Origin of the sequence: Paraburkholderia phenoliruptrix (assembly GCF_019511605.1) — a bacterium.
In the GTDB taxonomy this organism is placed as follows: domain Bacteria; phylum Pseudomonadota; class Gammaproteobacteria; order Burkholderiales; family Burkholderiaceae; genus Paraburkholderia; species Paraburkholderia phenoliruptrix_A.
The window spans coordinates 125,852-145,361 of sequence record NZ_JAEUAV010000004.1 but is presented as its reverse complement, the minus strand read 5'-3'; the positions used below and the strand labels follow the sequence as shown (position 1 = coordinate 145,361).

At 64.2% G+C, this 19,510-nt stretch carries 20 protein-coding genes; 16 read left to right on the top strand and 4 right to left on the bottom strand.

What is annotated here, in order from left to right:
- Positions 1–85: 85 nt before the first annotated feature.
- Positions 86–517, top strand: coding sequence for a cell division protein FtsB (ftsB, locus tag JNB89_RS08465; RefSeq protein WP_013338783.1), 432 nt, complete (start codon positions 86–88; stop codon positions 515–517).
- A 219-nt stretch (positions 518–736) separates the two neighbouring features.
- Here ftsB and JNB89_RS08460 read toward each other — a convergent pair whose 3' ends face one another.
- The 3 genes from JNB89_RS08460 to JNB89_RS08450 form a co-directional block, all read right to left on the bottom strand.
- Positions 737–1,123 carry a hypothetical protein gene (locus JNB89_RS08460; RefSeq protein ID WP_135894436.1) on the bottom strand — a complete coding sequence of 129 codons (387 nt, stop codon included), beginning with the start codon at positions 1,121–1,123 and terminating at the stop codon, positions 737–739.
- A gap of 172 nt (positions 1,124–1,295) precedes the next feature.
- Positions 1,296–2,246 (bottom strand): Hsp33 family molecular chaperone HslO, encoded by a 951-nt coding sequence (gene hslO, locus JNB89_RS08455; RefSeq protein WP_013338785.1) that lies wholly within the window; start codon positions 2,244–2,246, stop codon positions 1,296–1,298.
- Between the two features lie 73 nt (positions 2,247–2,319).
- Entirely contained in the window at positions 2,320–2,844 is a 525-nt protein-coding gene (locus JNB89_RS08450) for a gamma carbonic anhydrase family protein (protein WP_013338786.1), read from the bottom strand.
- A gap of 374 nt (positions 2,845–3,218) precedes the next feature.
- Between JNB89_RS08450 and JNB89_RS08445 the strand changes: the two genes are divergently transcribed.
- From JNB89_RS08445 to JNB89_RS08400, 10 genes are all read left to right on the top strand, one after another.
- Positions 3,219–4,142 carry a ferritin-like domain-containing protein gene (locus JNB89_RS08445; protein ID WP_220361896.1) on the top strand — a complete coding sequence of 308 codons (924 nt, stop codon included), beginning with the start codon at positions 3,219–3,221 and terminating at the stop codon, positions 4,140–4,142.
- A gap of 84 nt (positions 4,143–4,226) precedes the next feature.
- The gene (locus tag JNB89_RS08440; RefSeq protein ID WP_220361895.1) at positions 4,227–5,111 is read left to right on the top strand and encodes an alpha/beta fold hydrolase; all 885 of its coding nucleotides are present in this window, start codon (positions 4,227–4,229) and stop codon (positions 5,109–5,111) included.
- Positions 5,112–5,322: 211 nt separating this feature from the next.
- Positions 5,323–6,153 (top strand): 3',5'-nucleoside bisphosphate phosphatase, encoded by an 831-nt coding sequence (locus tag JNB89_RS08435; RefSeq protein ID WP_220361894.1) that lies wholly within the window; start codon positions 5,323–5,325, stop codon positions 6,151–6,153.
- 150 nt (positions 6,154–6,303) lie between these two features.
- On the top strand, positions 6,304–6,939 hold the full coding sequence (locus JNB89_RS08430; RefSeq protein ID WP_013338790.1) for an L-threonylcarbamoyladenylate synthase: 636 nt from the start codon (positions 6,304–6,306) through the stop codon (positions 6,937–6,939).
- Between the two features lie 47 nt (positions 6,940–6,986).
- Positions 6,987–7,649 (top strand): site-2 protease family protein, encoded by a 663-nt coding sequence (locus JNB89_RS08425; protein ID WP_013338791.1) that lies wholly within the window; start codon positions 6,987–6,989, stop codon positions 7,647–7,649.
- A 6-nt stretch (positions 7,650–7,655) separates the two neighbouring features.
- Positions 7,656–8,858: a tryptophan--tRNA ligase gene (locus JNB89_RS08420; RefSeq protein WP_013338792.1), complete on the top strand. Its 1,203-nt coding sequence runs from the start codon at positions 7,656–7,658 to the stop codon at positions 8,856–8,858.
- Between the two features lie 16 nt (positions 8,859–8,874).
- The gene (locus tag JNB89_RS08415; protein WP_220361893.1) at positions 8,875–9,474 is read left to right on the top strand and encodes a class I SAM-dependent methyltransferase; all 600 of its coding nucleotides are present in this window, start codon (positions 8,875–8,877) and stop codon (positions 9,472–9,474) included.
- A gap of 43 nt (positions 9,475–9,517) precedes the next feature.
- Positions 9,518–10,468, top strand: a complete 951-nt coding sequence (gene dapA, locus JNB89_RS08410) for a 4-hydroxy-tetrahydrodipicolinate synthase (RefSeq protein WP_220361892.1) — start codon at positions 9,518–9,520, stop codon at positions 10,466–10,468.
- A gap of 123 nt (positions 10,469–10,591) precedes the next feature.
- Positions 10,592–11,731 carry an outer membrane protein assembly factor BamC gene (bamC, locus tag JNB89_RS08405; RefSeq protein ID WP_013338795.1) on the top strand — a complete coding sequence of 380 codons (1,140 nt, stop codon included), beginning with the start codon at positions 10,592–10,594 and terminating at the stop codon, positions 11,729–11,731.
- A gap of 7 nt (positions 11,732–11,738) precedes the next feature.
- A complete protein-coding gene (locus tag JNB89_RS08400) occupies positions 11,739–12,512 on the top strand; it encodes an MBL fold metallo-hydrolase (protein WP_220361891.1) in 774 nt (257 codons plus the stop codon).
- Between the two features lie 148 nt (positions 12,513–12,660).
- On the opposite strand, the gene JNB89_RS08395 is transcribed toward JNB89_RS08400, so the two are convergent.
- Positions 12,661–13,359, bottom strand: a complete 699-nt coding sequence (locus JNB89_RS08395) for a Bax inhibitor-1/YccA family protein (RefSeq protein ID WP_006051305.1) — start codon at positions 13,357–13,359, stop codon at positions 12,661–12,663.
- Positions 13,360–13,690: 331 nt separating this feature from the next.
- Between JNB89_RS08395 and ndk the strand changes: the two genes are divergently transcribed.
- From ndk to hisS, 5 genes are all read left to right on the top strand, one after another.
- Positions 13,691–14,116, top strand: coding sequence for a nucleoside-diphosphate kinase (ndk, locus tag JNB89_RS08390; RefSeq protein ID WP_013338797.1), 426 nt, complete (start codon positions 13,691–13,693; stop codon positions 14,114–14,116).
- Between the two features lie 169 nt (positions 14,117–14,285).
- Positions 14,286–15,437 carry a 23S rRNA (adenine(2503)-C(2))-methyltransferase RlmN gene (rlmN, locus tag JNB89_RS08385; protein WP_220361890.1) on the top strand — a complete coding sequence of 384 codons (1,152 nt, stop codon included), beginning with the start codon at positions 14,286–14,288 and terminating at the stop codon, positions 15,435–15,437.
- Between the two features lie 217 nt (positions 15,438–15,654).
- Positions 15,655–16,740 (top strand): helix-turn-helix domain-containing protein, encoded by a 1,086-nt coding sequence (locus tag JNB89_RS08380; protein WP_220361889.1) that lies wholly within the window; start codon positions 15,655–15,657, stop codon positions 16,738–16,740.
- A gap of 83 nt (positions 16,741–16,823) precedes the next feature.
- Complete coding sequence (ispG, locus tag JNB89_RS08375; RefSeq protein WP_220361888.1) at positions 16,824–18,140, top strand: flavodoxin-dependent (E)-4-hydroxy-3-methylbut-2-enyl-diphosphate synthase; 1,317 nt, start codon at positions 16,824–16,826, stop codon at positions 18,138–18,140.
- Positions 18,141–18,158: 18 nt separating this feature from the next.
- Entirely contained in the window at positions 18,159–19,499 is a 1,341-nt protein-coding gene (gene hisS / locus JNB89_RS08370; RefSeq protein ID WP_013338801.1) for a histidine--tRNA ligase, read from the top strand.
- Positions 19,500–19,510: the final 11 nt, after the last annotated feature.

Sequence of the window (19,510 nt, the reverse complement as noted above, 5' to 3'; positions counted from 1 at the left end):
CGATGAGCCGGTTCTCCTTCGTGTCTGATTGACCTCGCCGCCCTGCGTAAAGCGCAGGGCGGCGCGTATTTATTGTGCTTACTACATGCGGCTCGTCACTGCTGTACTGATCGTTCTGCTGGCTTTGATCCAGTATCCGCTGTGGTGGGGCCATGGCGGATGGTTGCGCGTTCACGAGCTACAGCAGCAACTCGCGCAGCAGGTGCAGAAGAACGCCGAGGCTAAGCTGCGTAACGAGCGCATTCAAGGCGAGGTGCAGGATCTGCAGAACGGCACCGCTGCCGTCGAAGAGCGCGCCCGCTACGAAATGGGCATGGTCAAGGACGGCGAAGTGTTCGTGCAGTTCGTGTCGCCGAATGCACCGTTGCCGACGGCCAATGCGCCATCGGCCACGACATCGACTCGCGGCGAGGTGTCTGCCGCACCGCTGCATGTGGTGCCGAATCCGGAGTCGCGTGCAAAGCCGGAGCGCAAGCACGGCGGCAAGGCGGCAAAAGAGAAGAAGCCCGCGCACTGAGCCTGGCGCAAGCCCGCGTGTGCGGCAGTGGTCCTCGAGCGGGAGGCAGGGTACAAGGCCCACAGTGCGGCGGCAGAACCCGGACGAAAAAAGGCGCGGTGCGAACCGCGCCTTTTTTGCGTCTGCCGCCATGCAGCAGGGAGACCGCGTGAAAAGTCTTAAGCGGTCTGTATTCGTGCATGCCTGCAACGAGTATTCAGGCATGACGCCGGTATGTCGTTACCAGCCCCAATAAGGCCCGTAGCCGATGCCGACACCCGTGCCCCAACCGTGGCCCCATCCGCCGCCGTAGTAGCTGCCGTACACGGAGACGGGTACCGGGGGACTGTAATAACGCGACCACGCCTGCGCGGCGTTTTCCGCGGCAATCGCCTGATTCTGCTCGGCCATGACCTGCTGATCAATCGCATCGTAACGTTGCCGCTCCGCTGGTGTCAGCGGCTGGGCGGTGCTCGCCATGCCCGACTGGTCGGCGGGCAGCCGGCTGTATATGGGCGAGGGGCCCGGCGGGTCCATCATGCAACCGGTCAGGGCAGACAGGCTCGCGAGCGCCGTCAGCACGGCAAGCGTGCGCGCGGCGCCTGGCAATGAAGTGGAAATGCTCATGTTGAGTCCCGATAGATCGGATGCCTAAACGGACGCTAAGTAGCAACCAGGTGACAAGGGCATGGTGCGAGGTGCCCGCCGGGCACCCACGAATCGGACCGCCGGCGGGCTGCCACGCGAGCCCTGGGCCGTGTACTGAAGGCACCGCCCAAACCGCCGGCCCGCGGCCCTGTTAGTGCCGTTGTTCCGCGGCCGGCGTCACACCTTGTGAGAGTGCATTGGCGAGAAAAAGTTGCGCCACGTCGACCGGGTCGAACTCGTACCGCTGGTTGCAGAACTCGCAATGAATCTCGACATGGCCGCGCTCCGCGATCACGCTGTCCACTTCGTCGCGACCGAGCATCTTCAGCATCGAGCCCACTTTTTCACGCGAGCACGTGCATTCGAAGCGTGCGCTGGCCGGCTCGAAATGCTGGACGTTTTCCTGCCAGAACAGGCGGCGGAACACGGTTTCCGGCTCTTCCTTCAGCAGTTCGTCCTGCGACAGCGTGCTGCCGAGCGTGCACACGCGCTCCCACGTGTCCGCATCCAGTTCGCCCGGATGCGGGACGATGCCGCCGTCGCCCGGCAGCTTTTGCAGCAGCATGCCGACCGCCCGCTCGGAGTTGGCGGCGAGCCACAGACGCGTGTCGAGCTGCTCGGAGTGATGCATGTAGTGCTCCAGCACCTCGGCCATCGAGCTGAGCGGCCCGTCTTCGCCGGAAAGCGGCACAATACTCTGGTAGGGCTGCTGACCGGGCTTCTTGTCGCGCGGGTCGAGCGTGATCACGCAGCGGCCATGACCGCTTGCGTTGAGCAACTCCACCATCGAGGCGGTTTCGCCGATCGTGCTGCCTTCTTCGCCGGAAAGCTTGGCGGTCGCGCGCATCGACAGGTCCGAGCTGCACTGAACCACCAGCATCTTGGCCGGGCCGTCGCCGAAAATCTGCATGATCAGCGTGCCGTCGAACTTCAGATTCGCCGACAGCAGCGCGCAGGCCGCCATCATCTCGCCGAGGATCGTACGCACCGGCGCCGGATACTCGCGGCGCGTGAGCACCTCCTGCCACGTATTGCGCAGCGAAACGATCTCGCCGCGCACCGGCGCCGCGCTGAACATGAATTTTTGCAACTGGTCGCTCACAACTTTTCCTCTATCGAATGGCGCCGCACGGCCAAATCCGTGCATGCGCCGTGCGCGCCGCGCGCCCGGCCGGTTAGCCGATGCGCACCAGCTGCGCCTTGAAATACTCGCGGCGCTCGGCGTAACTGGCCGTGCCGCGCTGCATGTTGGCGATGTCCGCCTCGGTCAGTTCGCGCACCACTTTCGCGGGGGCGCCGAGAATCAGCGAATTGTCGGGAAACACCTTGCCTTCGGTGACGATGGCGCCCGCTCCGACCAGACAGTTGCGGCCGATTACCGCGCCATTCAAGACCACCGCCTGAATTCCGATCAGCGCGCCTTCCCTGATCGTGCAGCCGTGCAGCATGACCTGGTGGCCGATCGTCACGTTCGCCTCAATTGTCAGCGGAAAGCCGGGGTCGGTGTGCAAGACGGCGTTTTCCTGGACGTTGCTGCCCGCGCCGAGCGTGATCGGCTCGTTGTCGCCGCGCAGCGTTGCGCCAAACCAGACGCTTGAATTTTCCTCCAGCGTCACGTTGCCGATGATGGTCGCGGAATCGGCGACGAACACGCTTTCATGGATGTTCGGCGCGGCGTCGCCAAGCTTGTAAATGGTCACGTTGTCTCCTCGTGGATCGGTCGCGGGCAGGAAAGGCTCGCGGCGTATCGGGTTCGACGGCTCTTCGCGGGTTATGGTGCGAACGCGTTGGGCGCTTGCGGACGTCGAATCGAGTATTGTAAACGGTTGTGTGGTTCGGGCGCTGCGCGGTATCCGGCTCACGATGCGGGGCTCTGGCGCGGGCCTCGGCTGCGAGGGCCGCTGAGGTTGCTTGTGTATGAGCGAGCGGTGTGGCTGTCCTGCACGTGAGGCGCCACGCGAGGCACCCAAGCGGTCGTCAACCCACGCGTCCCGCATCCGCGCCGTGCCCGCCGCTGTCCGCGCCGTTCTCTCGCCATCTGTCACATTCAATAACTTTGCCGTCCACGTTTTTTATGAAGTCCTCCGCCATTCCCGGTTGCTCGGCGCCGTCCGCTGCGCCCGTTCAATCCGCCTCCGAGCCGGGCGGCGAGCCGCGTTGCGCGCGCACGGCCGCGCTCGCCGCACTGCGCGAAATCGATCCAGCCAGGAAGGCAAGCGCCGCGCGCGCCCTCCATGCGGCGGTGCTCGACGGCAGCGTGCCGTGCGTCGCGGACATCACGTTGGACGAGCCGCCGGGTCTGCCCGGCCGGCCTGCACGCCCGGAACTGGTCGAGCCGCGCCGCCTGGAACGGCGCAGCATGCAATCGCCGCAAGGGCGCGCGGTGCTGCTGCACGCGCTCGCCCATATCGAATTCAACGCGATCAACCTGGCGCTCGACGCAGTGTGGCGCTTCGCCGGCATGCCCGCTGCCTTCTACACCGACTGGCTGAAAGTGGCCGCCGAAGAGGCCTATCACTTTTCACTGCTCGCCGCGCGGCTCGCGGAGTACGGCCATGCGTACGGCGACTTTCCGGCCCATGACGGCCTGTGGGACATGTGCGAGCGCACGCGCGGCGACGTGCTTGCGCGCATGGCGCTCGTGCCGCGAACGCTCGAAGCGCGCGGACTCGACGCCTCCCCGCCGATTCGTGCGCGTCTGCTGCAGGCGGGAGACCGGCAGTCGGCGTCGATCCTCGACGTGATACTGCGCGACGAAATCGGTCATGTGCTGATCGGCAACCGCTGGTTCCGTCATCTGTGCGACGAGGGCGGGCTGGATCCGCATGCGACCTACACGCGCCTCGCCAGCGAATATCACGCGCCGAAGCTGCGCGGGCCGTTCAATTTCGAGGCGCGCCGCGACGCGGGTTTTGACGCTGCGGAGCTTGCCGAGCTGGCGGCGCTGGCAGGCGTCGAGGTGGACAGCGCGCCAATCGCTCCCACGCCATCCGACTGACTCGTTCCTCTGCGCGGTTGCCGCCTGCGGTCCGTTCATCTCGTTATAATCGAACGATCATTCTTTTTTGGCGTGCGTCCAACCATGAATACCTCCCGATCCGAGTTCGTCGCTGTGCGCGGCATCCGTCTGCATGTGCGGCGCTGGGGCCATCCCGACGCGCCCGCGCTCTTCATGCTGCACGGCTGGATGGACGTGGCGGCGTCGTTCCAGTTTGTCGTCGATGCGCTCGGCGGTGACTGGCAGGTGATCGCACCCGACATGCGCGGCTTCGGTCTGTCCGACTGGCCGGTGGCGCAAGCTGGGGGCGGACATTACTGGTTCCACGACTACCTCGCCGATCTGGATGCGCTGCTGGACCATTACGCGCCGACCGGTCAGGTCAACCTGGTCGGACATAGCCTCGGCGCGAACGTCGTTTGCCTGTATGCCGGCGCGCGGCCGGAGCGCGTGCGGCGGGTGGTCGATCTGGAGGGTTTCGGGCTCGCGCCCGCGCACGCCGCGCAGGCGCCCAGACGCCTGCAAAACTGGCTCGACGAGTTGCGCGATCCGCCGCAACTGAAGCGCTACGCGTCGCTCGACGAAGTGGCCGGGCGGCTCGTCAAGACCAATCCGCGGCTTGCGCCCGCTCGCGCGCAGTTCCTGGCAAAGCACTGGTCGAAGCCCGACGGCGAGGGGCGCTTCATGTTGCTCGCGGACCCGGCGCACAAGCTGCGCGGACCGATGCTCTACCGTCTGGACGAGGTGATGGCTGTCTGGCGCAAGGTGAGCGCGAAAGTGCTGCATGTGGAGGCCGCGAATTCTCCGACGCTTGCGGAGCTGGCCGGCGAGATTCCGCTCGAGGAATTCAAGGCGCGCTTTCGGGCGTTCGCGGACTGGCGCGAGAAGATCATCGACGAAGCGGGGCACATGGTGCACCACGATCAGCCGGAACAGGTCGCGGCGTTGATCGAGGGGTTCTGCGCGTAGAGCGGGGGAAGGGCGCGGGGCGAGGGGCGAACGGTGTGCCGCCGGCGCGGAACACCGCACTCCGTACGCCGGCACATCACGACCTCTGCGCGACGGGCACACCTCCAAAACCTCCCTCAAGCAGCCAAAGCGCGCTCGCCACTGCGAGATTTGCTCTGCGTCCACTTACTGCGTTGCAGTAAAATGGCTGCAGACCCCTCTACAGACGATGATGAACGCCGACCTCCACTGTCACTCCACCGTTTCCGACGGCCAGTTTGCGCCGGCCGATGTCGCCCGCCGTGCGCATGCGGGGGGCGTGACGTTGTGGGCGCTCACCGATCACGACGAACTCGGCGGCCAGCACGAAGCCCGGCAAGCGGCCGAGGCGCTCGGTATGGGCTATCTGAGCGGCGTTGAAATCTCGGTGACATGGGCCGCGCGTACGGTGCACATCGTCGGGCTCGGTATCGACCCCACCAGTTCCGTGCTGATCGACGGCCTCGCGCGCACGCGCAACGGGCGCGCCGCGCGCGCGGAGGCAATCGGCGAGCAACTGGCCACGCTCGGCATTCCCGGCGCGTATGAGGGCGCGCTGAAGTACGTGTCGAACCCCGACATGATTTCGCGTACGCATTTCGCGCGTTTTCTGGTGGAAAGCGGTCATGCCAGTTCCACGCAAGACGTCTTCAACCGCTATCTGGGCGACGGCAAGCCCGGCTACGTGCCGCATCGCTGGTCGAAGCTGGCGGACGCCGTCGGCTGGATCAAGGCGGCAGGAGGCGAGGCCATCATCGCGCACCCGGGCCGTTATGCGTACTCGCCAACCGAGTTCGACGCCTTTTTCGCGGAGTTCATCGATCTGGGCGGCAAGGCGATCGAAGTCGTGACCGGCAGCCACACGCCGGATCAATACCGCGAGTACGCCGAGGTCGCGCGCCGCTTCGGCTTTGAGGCGTCGCGTGGTTCGGATTTCCATGCGCCGGGCGAGGGCCGCGTCGAACTCGGCACGTTGCCGCCGCTTCCTTCCGATCTCAAGCCTGTCTGGGAACGCTGGCTGTGAGCGCCCGCCGTGCCCGTGCGGCACGTCCCGCGGGCGAGCCGGCGAGTCGCCGTGCTCGCGCCTGACGTGCAGCGTCCGGCTCACGGTCCGCGAAGTTTGCGTTGGACCGCGCCATCAAACGTTGTTTCTCCGTAGTCACCGTTAGCCGCCATGTCCCAATACTTCCGGCTTCATCCAGATAACCCGCAGCCGCGCCTCGTCAAACAGGCCGTGCAGATCATCAACGACGGCGGCGTGGTCGCGCTGCCGACGGACTCGAGCTACGCACTCGCCTGCCATCTCGACGACAAGAACGCGGTGGAGCGCCTGCGCCGCATCCGCGGGCTCGACGAAAAGCAGCTACTGTCGCTGCTCGTGCGCGATCTGTCGGAACTCGCGAATTTCGCGATGGTGGACAACCGCCAGTACCGGCTCATCAAGTCCGTGACGCCAGGGCCTTACGTGTTCGTGTTGCAGGCGACCAAGGAAGTGCCGCGGCGCCTGTCGCATCCGTCGCGCAAGACCATTGGCCTGCGTGTGCCGGATCACGCAATTACGCTCGCGATCCTCGGCGAACTCGGCCAGCCGCTTCTCGGCTCGACGCTGATTCTGCCGGGCGAAACCGCACCGCTGAACGATCCCGAGGAAATCCGCGCGCGGCTCGAAAAACAACTCGATCTCGTCATCGACGGCGGCGCCTGCGTGTGCGAGCCGTCCACGGTGATCGACCTGACCGGCGACGAGCCGGTGCTGGTACGGGCAGGGCGCGGTTCTCTCGCGCCATTCGGTCTCGAAGAGACGGCATGAGCGAAAGCGGGCAGACGCACGCAAACGCATTGTTACAATAGCGAGCTATGGATTCTTCCCTGATACAAACCATTGCGGTCTACGCATTGCCGGTGATCTTCGCCATCACGCTGCACGAAGCCGCGCATGGTTACGTCGCGCGCTGGCTCGGCGACAACACCGCTTACGTGCTCGGCCGCGTGTCCCTAAACCCCATGCGGCACATCGACCCGCTCGGCACCATCGCCATTCCGTTGCTGCTGTACTTCGCCACGAGCGGCGCCTTCATGTTCGGCTATGCGAAACCGGTTCCGGTCGCTTTCGGCAATCTGCGTAATCCTCGCTGGGGCAGCCTGTGGGTTGCGGCGGCGGGGCCGGCCTGCAACTTCGCGCAGGCGCTCATCTGGGGCCTGTTCGGCGTGGCGCTGGCTGTCATGGCCGTCGACGAACCGTTTTTCACACGCATGGCGGGCGCGGGCGTCGGCGTCAATCTGGTGCTTGGCGTGCTCAATCTGTTTCCGTTGCCGCCCCTCGACGGCGGCCGCGTGCTGATGGCGCTGCTGCCGCCGCGCCAGGCCATCGCACTGTCGCGTCTCGAACCGTATGGCTTTTTCATCGTCATGGCGCTGGTCATGACGGGCACGCTGACGCGCTATTGGCTGAGCCCGCTCGTCACCGTGGGTTACAGCGCAATCACTGCAGTTCTGACTCCACTTGTTTCGCTTTTCTAAATAACCATGTTCCCAGACCGTATCTTCTCCGGCATGCGGCCCACCGGGTCGCTGCACCTCGGCCACTATCACGGCGTGCTGAAAAACTGGGTGCGGCTGCAGTCCGAATACCCGTGCTTCTTCGCTGTCGTCGACTGGCACGCGCTCACCACGCACTACGAAACGCCTGAGGTTATCGAGAAAAACGTCTGGGAGGTGCTGATCGACTGGCTCGCCTCGGGCATCGATCCGGCCCAGGCCACGCTCTTCATTCAGAGCCGCGTGCCCGAGCACGCGGAGCTGTCGCTGCTGCTCGGCATGAGCACGCCGCTTGGCTGGCTCGAACGCGTGCCGACTTACAAGGAGCAGATCGAGAAGCTGAAGGAGAAAGATCTGTCCACTTACGGCTTCCTCGGCTATCCGGTGCTGATGGCGGCGGACATTCTGCTGTACCGCGCGTCGCTCGTGCCGGTCGGCGAAGATCAGGTGCCGCACGTCGAAATGACGCGGGAAATCGCGCGCCGTTTCAACTACCTGTATGGCCGCGAGCCGGGCTTCGAGGAAAAGGCGAACGAAGCCGCGAAAAAGCTCGGTGGCAAGCGCGCGAAGCTGTATCACGAGCTGCGCAACGCCTACCAGCAGGAAGGCGACGACGAAGCGCTCGAGCAGGCGCGCGCGATGTTGCAGGAGTCGCAAAGCCTGTCGATGAGCGACCGCGAGCGCCTGTTCGGCTACCTCGAAGGCTCGCGCAAGATCATCCTGGTCGAGCCGCAGGTCATGCTGACGGAAGCTTCGCGCATGCCGGGCCTGGACGGCCAGAAGATGTCGAAGTCGTACGGCAACACCATTGGCCTGCGCGAAGACGCCGAAACGATCACGAAGAAGGTGCGTACCATGCCGACCGACCCGGCACGCGTGCGCCGCACGGACCCGGGCGATCCGGACAAGTGCCCGGTATGGCAACTGCACCAGGTTTACACAGACGAAACCACGCACGAGTGGGTTCAGAAGGGTTGCCGCTCGGCCGGCATTGGCTGCCTCGAATGCAAGCAGCCGGTGATCGAAGGCATTTTGCGCGAGCAGCAGCCGATGCTGGAGCGCGCGCAGAAGTACATGGACGATCCGTCGCTGCTGCGCGCGATCGTCGCCGACGGCTGCGACAAGGCGCGCCGCTTCGCCACGGAAACGATGCGTGACGTGCGCGAGGCGATGGGTCTGTCGTATAACTGAGGGTCGCGTCGACGTCATGAGCATTTCCGCGGCGTCCATGCACGGATTGGGCGAACCGTCGCCTTGGGTGCGCCATTGGGCGCATCTGGTCGCGGCGGGCGGCGCGGTGCTCGACGTCGCGTCCGGGGCGGGGCGGCATGCGCGCTTTTTTGCGTCGCTGGGCCACCCGGTCACGGCCATCGACCGCGACGCCGCCGCACTCAATACACTGGCAGACGAACCGCTCGTCACGCCGGTCGTGGCCGACCTGGAGAACGCTCCGTGGCCGCTGCGCGCAGAGGCGAAATTCGCCGCGGTGGTTGTCACCAATTATCTGCACCGGCCGCTTTTTGCGCGCCTCATCGAATCGCTTGCACCCGGCGGCGTACTGGTTTACGAGACCTTTGCGCAAGGAAACGAAAGGGTGGGCAAGCCCTCTAATCCCGCGTTCCTGCTCACGCCCGGCGAACTGCTGGAGCTCGTGCGCGGCCGCTTGCGGGTGGTCGCGTTTCAGGACGGTTTTCTCGCGCAGCCACGCCCGGCTTACGTCCAGCGCATCTGCGCCATTCTGGAGGCGGACCGCTCAGGCAACCCCGCGCAGGCGGCGCCCCCGCCTTGTTACGAGTTGGCTGGCTAATCCGCTACAATCGCGGTTTACCTGATCAAATTCATGGCTTTTCATGACTAACGGCACTCAAGCAGGCACTCAAGCAGGCACCCTCGCAGGCACTCAGAGCAAGAGCGGCAGCGTCAATATTCGCGGCAGCATTCCCGCCATCATCACCCCGATGCTTGAAGACGGCAGTCTTGATTTGCCGGCGTTTCGCAAACTGATCGACTGGCATATCGCCGAGGGCACGAATGCGCTCGTGGTGGTCGGCACGAGCGGCGAATCGGCCACGCTGTCCGTCGAAGAGCACGTGCTGATGGTCAAGACCGCGGTGGAGCACACGGCGGGCCGGATTCCCGTGATCGCGGGCTCGGGCGGCAACTCCACGACCGAAGCTATCGAACTCACGCGTCAGGCGAAAGAAGTGGGCGCCGACGCCACATTGCAGGTCGTGCCGTACTACAACAAGCCGACGCAGGAAGGCATCTATCGCCATTTCGTGAAGATCGCCGAAACGGTCGATCTGCCGGTAATCCTGTACAACGTGCCAGGCCGCACGGTCGCGGACATGAGCAACGAGACCATTTTGCGTTGCGCACAGGTGCCGGGCATCATCGGCGTGAAGGAAGCGACCGGCAACATCGACCGCGCGGCGCATCTGATCAAGTCGGCGCCGGCGCACTTCGGCATTTACAGCGGCGACGATCCCACCGCGATCGCGCTGATGCTGCTGGGCGGCCACGGCAATATCTCGGTCACCGCGAACGTCGCGCCGCGTCTCATGAGCGAGCTGTGCAAGGCCGCGCTGGCGGCGGACGCGAAGACCGCGCGCGAGATTCATCTGAAGCTCCTGTCGCTGCACAAGAACCTGTTCATCGAATCGAATCCGATTCCGGCGAAGTGGGCGCTGCAGCAGTTGGGTCGTGTGCAGGGCGGCATCCGCCTGCCGCTCACGCCGCTCGACGCGCAATACCACGAAGTGGTGCGCGGCGCGCTGCGCGAAGCGGGCCTGCTCGGCTAGGCGGGCAACCGCCGGACCCGTCAGCGCTCACCCGCCAATGGCATTCCCTTAACCGACGTCGATCCAGCCCACGTTCCCGGCACACAGAACCAGGCACCGCGTTCCAGCATCACGAAGGACCTCATGAAACGTTCCGCACTTTCCCTCCACGCAACCCGCATGGCGGCGCTGACGCTTGCCCTGGTGACGCTCGCCGGCTGTGACACTTTGAACGACTGGTTCGCTTCTGATCGCGTGAATTACAAAGCCGCGGGCAGCGCGCCGCCGCTCGCCATTCCCGGCGACCTGAACACCACCGCAACCGATCAGCGTTACGTCGCACCGCCCGCCAATCTGGCGCTGGGCGGCGCGACCAAGCGCGCGGTCACGGCGGCTGGCAATTCGACCGAAGGCCAGCCGACCGCGCAAGATCCGTACGGCATGCATATCGAGCGTGACGGCGACCGCCGCTGGCTGGTGGTCGACGGCCGCTCGCCCGAACAGCTGTGGCCGCAATTGCAGGAGTTCTGGCAGGAAAACGGCTTCGCGCTGAAAACCGACGCACCGGCCACCGGCATCATGGTGACTGACTGGGCGGAGAACCGCGCCAATATTCCGGACGACTGGTTCCGCCGCACAGTGGGCAAAGTGATCGACTTTGCGTATTCGTCGGGAACGCGTGACAGTTTCCGCACGCTGGTGTCGCGCGGTCCTTCCGACACGACGGATATTTCCGTCACGCACAGCGCAATGGAAGAAGTGCTGACCGGGCAGGACAAGACGTCGTCGCGTTGGGAAGAGCGTCCGCGCGACCCGGCACTGGAAGCGCTGTTCCTCACCAAGCTGATGCAGAAATTCGGCCTGACCGAAGCGCAATCCAAGCAGTTGCTGACGGAAGCACGTCCGGCCGCCGCGCCGGCCACGCTCGACAAGACTGCGGGCGCCTCCACGCTCGATCTACAGGAGTCGTTCGACCGCGCGTGGCTGCGCGTGGGCCTCGCGCTCGATCGCACCAATTTCACCGTCGACAACCGCGACCGCGAGAAGGGCATTTACTACGTGCGCTACGCGGACTCGATGCAGGAACTGAAGAAGGAAGGCTTGCTCGGCAAGCTGTTCTACAGCGGCAATTCCTCGAAAAAGCCGGGTCAGGAGTTCCTCGTCAACGTGCGTCCCAAGGGCGATACCTTGACGCAGGTCGCGGTGCTGGACGCGAATGGCCAGATCGACAATTCGTCAGACGCACAGCGCATCGTGACGCTGCTGCACGCGCAACTGAACTAAGCTGACTGTGCGGTTCGCAAGTCTTGGCAGCGGCAGTGAAGGCAATGCGTTGCTGGTGGAAGCGCAAAGCGGCGCAACCACCACGCGCGTGCTGCTCGATTGCGGGTTTTCTGCAAAGGAAGTGGAGCGGCGCCTGAACCGGCTCGGCTCGAGTGCCGAAGCCCTCGACGCCATTCTGATCACGCACGAACACAGCGACCACATTGGCAGCGCGCTGACCTTGGCGCGCAAGTGGTCGATTCCGCTGTTTATGAGCTGGGGCACGGCGCGCGCGGTGGGCGCGGACGAAGCCGACGTCGACCTGCACGTGCTATGGGGCGACGAAGCGGTGGCAATCGGCGACCTCAGCGTTCTTCCCTACACGGTTCCGCACGACGCCCGCGAGCCGTTGCAATATGTGTTCTCCAATGGCGTGAGCCGGCTCGGTGTGCTGACGGACGTGGGCACGTCCACGCCGCATATCAGCGCCGTATTGAGCGGTTGTGACGCGCTGGTGCTGGAATGCAATCACGATGTGGGTATGCTGGCCGGCAGCCGCTACCCGCAGTCGTTGAAGGCGCGCATCGGCGGCAATCATGGGCATTTGAATAACGACGCGGCGGCTGAAATTCTCGCCTCGCTCGATCGTTCGCGCTTGCGCCACGTTGTTGCGGCGCACCTGAGCCAGCAGAACAATCTGCCCGAACTCGCCCAGGCCGCGATGGCCGGCGTGTTGGGCGCTGCGCCGACCGAGGTGGTGGTGGCCTCGCAGGCGGAAGGGTTCGCGTGGCTGAGCCTGTAGGGGCTGGCCCGGTCGCTTTTATGTCGCCAGCAACGGCGACGGCGTGGAAACAAAAAGCCCATAACGAGCAGTCGTTATGGGCTTTTCTACAAGGCCGGCGCATTCAGCGCCGAGCCCTTACTCCGTACCATGCGGCTTAGTTACGGTCTTAGTTCCGGTTGCCGCCGAAGATGCCGAGCAGCGCCAGCAGGTTCACGAACACGTTGTACAGGTCCAGATAGATGGCCAGTGCTGCGGTGATGTAGTTCGTCTCGCCGCCGTTCACGACGCGCTGCACGTCGAACAGCATATAGGCCGAGAAGATCACGATGGCCATGACGGACACCGTGAGCATCAACGCCGGCAGGTGCAGGAACACGTTCGCGACGGACGCGAGCAGCAGCACGATCACGCCCATGAACAGCCACTTGCCGAGACCAGAGAAGTCGCGCTTGCTGACGGTCGCAATGGTCGCCATTGAAGCGAAGATCACACCGGTGCCACCAAAGGCGAGCATGATGAGCGACGGGCCGTTGGAGAAACCCAGCACGAAGCCCAGAATGCGCGACAGCATCAGGCCCATGAAGAACGTGAAGCCCAGCAGCACGAACACGCCGGCGGAGCTGTTCTTGGTTTTCTCGATTGCGAACATGAAGCCGAACGCGATCGCGAAGAACGCCAGCAGGCTCATGGCGGGACTGGTGGCGGCGAACAGCGAAAACCCGGTGGCGAGCCCCACCCACGCGCCCAGCACTGTCGGAATCATGGACAGCGCCAGCAGCCAGTAGGTGTTTCGTAGCACGCGGTTACGCGTTTCGACCGTGCTGACCGCGCCAGTGCGGCCAAAGCTATACGGATGATCGTTCATGGTCTCTCCTTACGTCAGAAGCGTGTTGCGTGATGTTGTCAGCGGTTTGTCCGGCGCTTTTGCCGTGTGCCGCGCCGGAGGCTCTCGCCGCCCGCGTCGGCCTACCCGTACCTAAGATTAGCGCGAGCGCGGGGAGTTTCAATGCCACCGGTGCGACAAAAGTGAATTGAAGAATGCGTCGAAGCGCCCACACGGCCTACGCTACCAGTATTCAGAAACTCCTGCTTGGAGTCTTTCAGTGCTGTAAGGGTTCAATCGCAATCATACACGGGAACATGCTACAATTGCGGATTCATTTGAATCTGTAACCTCTTAATTTTTTGGAGTTTTTATGGCGATCGAACGCACCCTGTCCATTATCAAGCCGGACGCAGTGGCCAAGAACGTGATCGGCCAGATCTACAGCCGTTTCGAAAACGCTGGCCTGAAGATCGTGGCTTCGCGCATGGTCCACCTCTCGCGCGCCGACGCTGAGAAGTTCTACGCCGTGCACGCTGCACGTCCGTTCTTCAAGGACCTGGTCGAATTCATGATCTCCGGCCCGGTGGTCGTGCAGGTTCTGGAAGGCGAGAACGCCATCCTGAAGCACCGCGATCTGATGGGCGCAACCGACCCCAAGAAGGCTGAAAAGGGCACGATTCGCGCCGACTTCGCCGACAGCATCGACGCCAACGCGGTGCACGGTTCGGACGCCGCCGAAACGGCAGCGGTTGAAATCGCGTTCTTCTTCCCGCAAGTGAACGTGTATTCGCGCTAATGCTGGTTACCCGGCCGCGGGTGCGGCAAGGCGGCTTTATTCACACCAATTCGCACCAACCGCCGGGCAAAGTAGTAAGGTAAAAGCAGCAGGGATGGGCGCGAACGGTTTTGCGGTCATGCAGCTTGTTGCATGAACCTGGTCTCGCACTGAAATGGCAGGATTCGATATGACGAGCAGTTCCACCGTCAACCTTCTCGACCTCGACGCCCAAGGGCTCGTCGCCTATTGCGACAGCCTGGGCGAGAAGCCGTTTCGCGCCAAGCAATTGCAGCGCTGGATCCACCAGTACAACGCTGCAGACTTCGACGGCATGACCGATCTCGCGAAGTCCTTGCGCGAAAAGCTCAAGGGGCGCGCCACGATCTCCATGCCGGGCATCGTTAGCGACCATGTTTCTGCCGACGGCACGCGCAAGTGGCTGATCGACGTCGGCAACAGCAACGCAGTCGAAACCGTCTTCATTCCGGAAGAAACGCGCGGCACGCTGTGCGTGTCCTCGCAGGCGGGCTGCGCGGTGAACTGCCGCTTCTGCTCTACCGGCAAGCAGGGGTTCTCGCGTAATCTCACCACCGGCGAGATCATCGGCCAGCTGCGCATGGCCGAATTTGCGCTGCGCGCGTCGCTCGGGGCGGCCGGCGGCCGTGCCACGGGCGGTGAAGGCAAGGGCGAGCGCGTCGTCACGAATGTCGTGATGATGGGCATGGGCGAGCCGCTTCTGAACTACGACGCGGTCGTGCCCGCCATGCGCCTCATGCTGGACGACAACGCTTACGGCCTGTCGCGCCGGCGCGTCACGCTGTCCACTTCGGGCGTCGTTCCCATGATGGATCGGCTCGGCGCCGATCTGCCGGTTGCGCTCGCAGTGTCGCTGCATGCGCCGAGCGATCCGCTGCGCGACATGCTGGTGCCGCTCAATAAAAAATATCCGCTGCGCGAATTGATGGCCGCTTGCCAGCGCTATCTGAAAGTCGCGCCGCGCGATTTCATCACCTTCGAATATTGCATGCTCGACGGCGTGAACGACAGCGAAGCGCAAGCGCGCGAGCTGCTCGCCCTGACGCGCGACGTGCCGTGCAAGTTCAATCTGATTCCGTTCAATCCGTTCCCGGAGTCGGGCCTCGTGCGCTCCAGGCCGGAACAGATCAAGCGGTTCGCGCAGGTGCTGGTGGACGCGGGCGTCGTCACCACAGTGCGCAAGACGCGCGGCGACGACATCGACGCTGCCTGCGGTCAATTGGCCGGTGCGGTGAAGGACCGCACGCGCCTCGCTGAGCGCAGCGGCAAGGCAGCAAAAGTCATCGAGGTTCGCGCGGTTTAGCGGGGGAGTGGCGGCGGTTGCAGGGCATTCGGTGCTGCGCACCGGAAAATGCTGAAAGACGCTTCACGCCCCGGCAATTGAAAAGAAAGTTTGCAGAATCGATCGGAAGCGGCACAAGAGGCCGCGCATTTTGTTATAAACGGTCTGCGATTCGGACATGAAGTTTGGACCGGTCCGGTCGCACAAGTGAAAAAGAATCGACGCGAAAGGATTTGGGATGAGTGAGCCGCAGCACCCGCAGCCGCAGGACACAGACACGAACGAAGGCCGCTTGGCATCTGTCGCGCGGGCGGTGGTGCAGCCTGTGGGGCAGCCGGGCCTGGACTCTTTGGCGGCGGTGGGCGCGCGCTTGACGCAACTGCGCGAATCCAGGGGCTGGTCGATCGAAGACGTCTCCGCGCGGCTCAAGGTGGCTCCCGGCAAGTTGCGCGCGCTGGAGGCGGGCGACATCAGCCATCTGCCGGACACTACGTTCGCGCTCGGCGTGGTGCGCAGCTACGCGAAGATGCTCGGCGCCGATCCCACGCCGTTCACCCAGGTTCTGCGTCGCGAGAAGGGCGTCCCCGCGCCGGATCTGTCGATGCCGGCCTCGTCGGGTCGAGATTTGCCGCGCGGCCGTGTGTCGCTGTCGCTTGGCGGCGGCGCGCAAAAAAGCCGCTCGTGGTTGTGGGGTGTCGCGGCGGTGATCGTCGCGGTCATTGCGCTCGCCATGTGGCACACCAACGGCGGCGATTCCACAGCGTGGCTCGCGCGTCTGAAGGCGAGCGCCAATGGTGGCGCGGGTGGCGTCAGTGGCGCATCGGGCGCCGTCGGCGCGGTCGGGCAGGGTCCGGCAGCCGGATCGGAGGCCGCCGCCGCTCAGGAGGCGGCGTCGGCGCCCGAGGCGCAAACTGCGGCACCGGGCGCGGCGTCGGCCACGCCCATGCCGGCACCGCTCGCGGCGGGCACGGCGCCGGCTTCGGCGCCTCCCGTCACGGCGACGCCGGCGGCACCTGCTGCACCTGCCGCAGCGGCCGCGAGTGCGCCGGCGGTGTCGGGGGCAGCGCCGGTTGCCGGTTCGGCAACCATTGCGTTGCGCGTCAGTCAGGACAGTTGGTTCAGCGTGCGTGGCAAAGACGGCAAGGAAGTGTTCTCCGGCCTCGTGCGTGCAGGCGATACGAAAGAAGTAACGGGCGAGGCGCCTTTCAAGGTGACCGTCGGCAACAAGGCGGGTCTGGAGTCGATCACGCTGGACGGCGCCCCGGTCGATCCGTCGAAATATGCGGCGGCCAAAGGCAACGTGGCGCGTTTTGCGTTGCCTTGATACAGACGGTGTGCGCCGCGGCCAACCGGACCGCGGCGCTTTTTCAATTCAGGCGCTGCATTTGTGTGGCGCGTGCGGCGTAAATGGGTTTTTCGATGCAATCCGAAGCTCAATCCCAATCCAGTAGCAAGATCGTCTCAAACGAGCCGGTGTTCGGCGGCCCGGCACCGCGGCGCAGGTCGCATGCGGTGGACGTCCGTTGGGGCGGCCAGCTTGTCACCATCGGCGGCGACGCGCCCGTGCGCGTGCAGTCGATGACGAACACGGACACTGCCGACGCCATCGGCACCGCCATCCAGATCAAGGAACTGGCTCAGGCCGGTTCGGAACTGGTGCGCATCACGGTGAACACGCCGGAGGCGGCCGCGGCCGTGCCGGCAGTGCGCGATCAGCTCGACCGCATGGGCGTGTCGGTACCGCTCGTCGGCGACTTTCATTACAACGGCCACGTGCTGCTGCGCGACTATCCGGCCTGCGCGGAGGCGTTGTCGAAGTACCGGATCAATCCCGGCAACGTCGGGCACGGCGCGAAGCGCGATACGCAGTTCGCGCAGATGATCGAAGCCGCCGTGAAGTACGACAAGCCGGTGCGTATCGGCGTGAACTGGGGCAGTCTCGACCAGGACCTGCTTGCGAAGATGATGGATGAAAACGCGGCGCGCTCCACGCCGTGGGAAGCGCAAAGCGTCATGTACGAAGCGCTGATCCAGTCGGCGATCGGCTCGGCCGAGCGCGCGGTCGAACTTGGCCTTGCGCGCAACAAGATCATCCTGTCGTGCAAGGTGAGCGGCGTGCAGGACCTGATCGCCGTGTACCGCGAACTCGCGCGCCGTTGCGAGTTCGCGCTGCATCTGGGCTTGACGGAAGCGGGCATGGGCTCGAAGGGTATCGTCGCGTCCACGGCTGCATTGTCGGTGCTCTTGCAGCAGGGCATCGGCGACACCATCCGCATCTCGCTGACCCCGGAACCGGGCGCGCCGCGTACCGGCGAAGTCATCGTCGGCCAGGAAATCCTGCAGACCATGGGACTGCGCTCGTTCACGCCAATGGTGATTGCGTGCCCTGGTTGCGGCCGTACTACGAGCACGTTGTTCCAGGAACTCGCGTCGCAAATTCAGACGTACTTGCGCACGCAAATGCCTGTGTGGCGTGATCAGTATCCTGGCGTCGAAAAAATGCACGTAGCGGTGATGGGTTGCATCGTCAACGGCCCGGGCGAGTCGAAGCAGGCGAACATCGGCATCAGCCTGCCGGGCTCCGGCGAGAATCCAGCCGCGCCGGTGTTTATCGACGGCGAGAAGGTGAAGACGCTGCGCGGCGAGAACATCGCGCAGGAATTCCAGCAAATCGTGAGTGACTACGTCGAGCGCCGCTACGGCCGCGCCGAGGCGCTCAACTAAACATCGGCTATTCAAGAGATGACTGAACAGAAGAAAAAGCTCGACAAGCTGTCCGGCGTGAAGGGCATGAACGACATCCTTCCGCAGGACGCCGGGCTGTGGGACTTTTTCGAGACCACCGTCAAGTCGATGCTGCGTTCGTACGGATACCAGAATATTCGTACGCCGATCGTCGAGCATACGCAGCTGTTTACGCGCGGTATCGGCGAAGTGACCGACATCGTCGAGAAAGAGATGTACAGCTTTACCGACGCGCTGAACGGTGAAAATCTGACCCTGCGCCCGGAAAACACGGCGGCGGTGGTGCGCGCGGCGATCGAGCACAACATGCTGTACGACGGCCCGAAGCGCCTGTGGTACATCGGCCCGATGTTCCGCCACGAGCGCCCGCAACGCGGCCGTTATCGCCAGTTCCATCAGGTCGGCGTGGAAGCGCTCGGCTTCGCCGGTCCTGACGCGGACGCAGAAATCATCATGATGTGCCAGCGCCTGTGGGACGACCTCGGGCTTACGGGCATCAAGCTCGAAATCAATTCGCTGGGTCTCGCGCAAGAGCGCGCGGCGCATCGCGTCGAACTGATCGCGTACCTCGAAAAGCACATGGACGTGCTCGACGAAGACGCAAAGCGCCGTCTCTACACGAACCCGCTGCGCGTGCTCGACACGAAGAATCCGGCGCTGCAGGAAGTCGCGCAGAACGCGCCGAAGCTGATCGATTTCCTCGGCGAGGAATCGCGCGCGCACTTCGAAGGTTTGCAGCGCATTCTGAAGGCCAACAACATTCCGTTCACGATCAATCCGCGTCTGGTTCGCGGTCTCGATTACTACAATCTGACCGTGTTCGAATGGGTGACGGACAAACTCGGCGCACAGGGCACCGTGGCCGCGGGCGGCCGCTACGATCCGCTGATCGAGCAGCTCGGCGGCAAAGCCACGGCCGCCTGCGGCTGGGCGATGGGCATCGAGCGCATTCTCGAGCTGCTGAAGGAAGAGCAACTCGTGCCGGAAGACGAGGGTTGCGACGTCTACGTGGTCCACCAGGGCGACGCGGCGCGCGAGCAGGCCTTCATCATTGCGGAGCGGCTGCGCGACACGGGCCTCGACGTGATCCTGCATTGCAGCGCGGACGGACAGTCGGCCAGTTTCAAATCGCAAATGAAGCGCGCCGACGCGAGCGGCGCGGCATTCGCGGTCGTGCTCGGCGAAGACGAGATCGCCAACGGCACCGTCGGGGTCAAACCGCTGCGAGATACCAATGCTAACGGCGGTAAAAACGAGCAACACAACGTGCCCGCCGAAGACTTGACCGAATTTCTAATCAATGCGATGGTTGCAACCGCCGAAGACGGCGACGACTGATCGCGATGTCC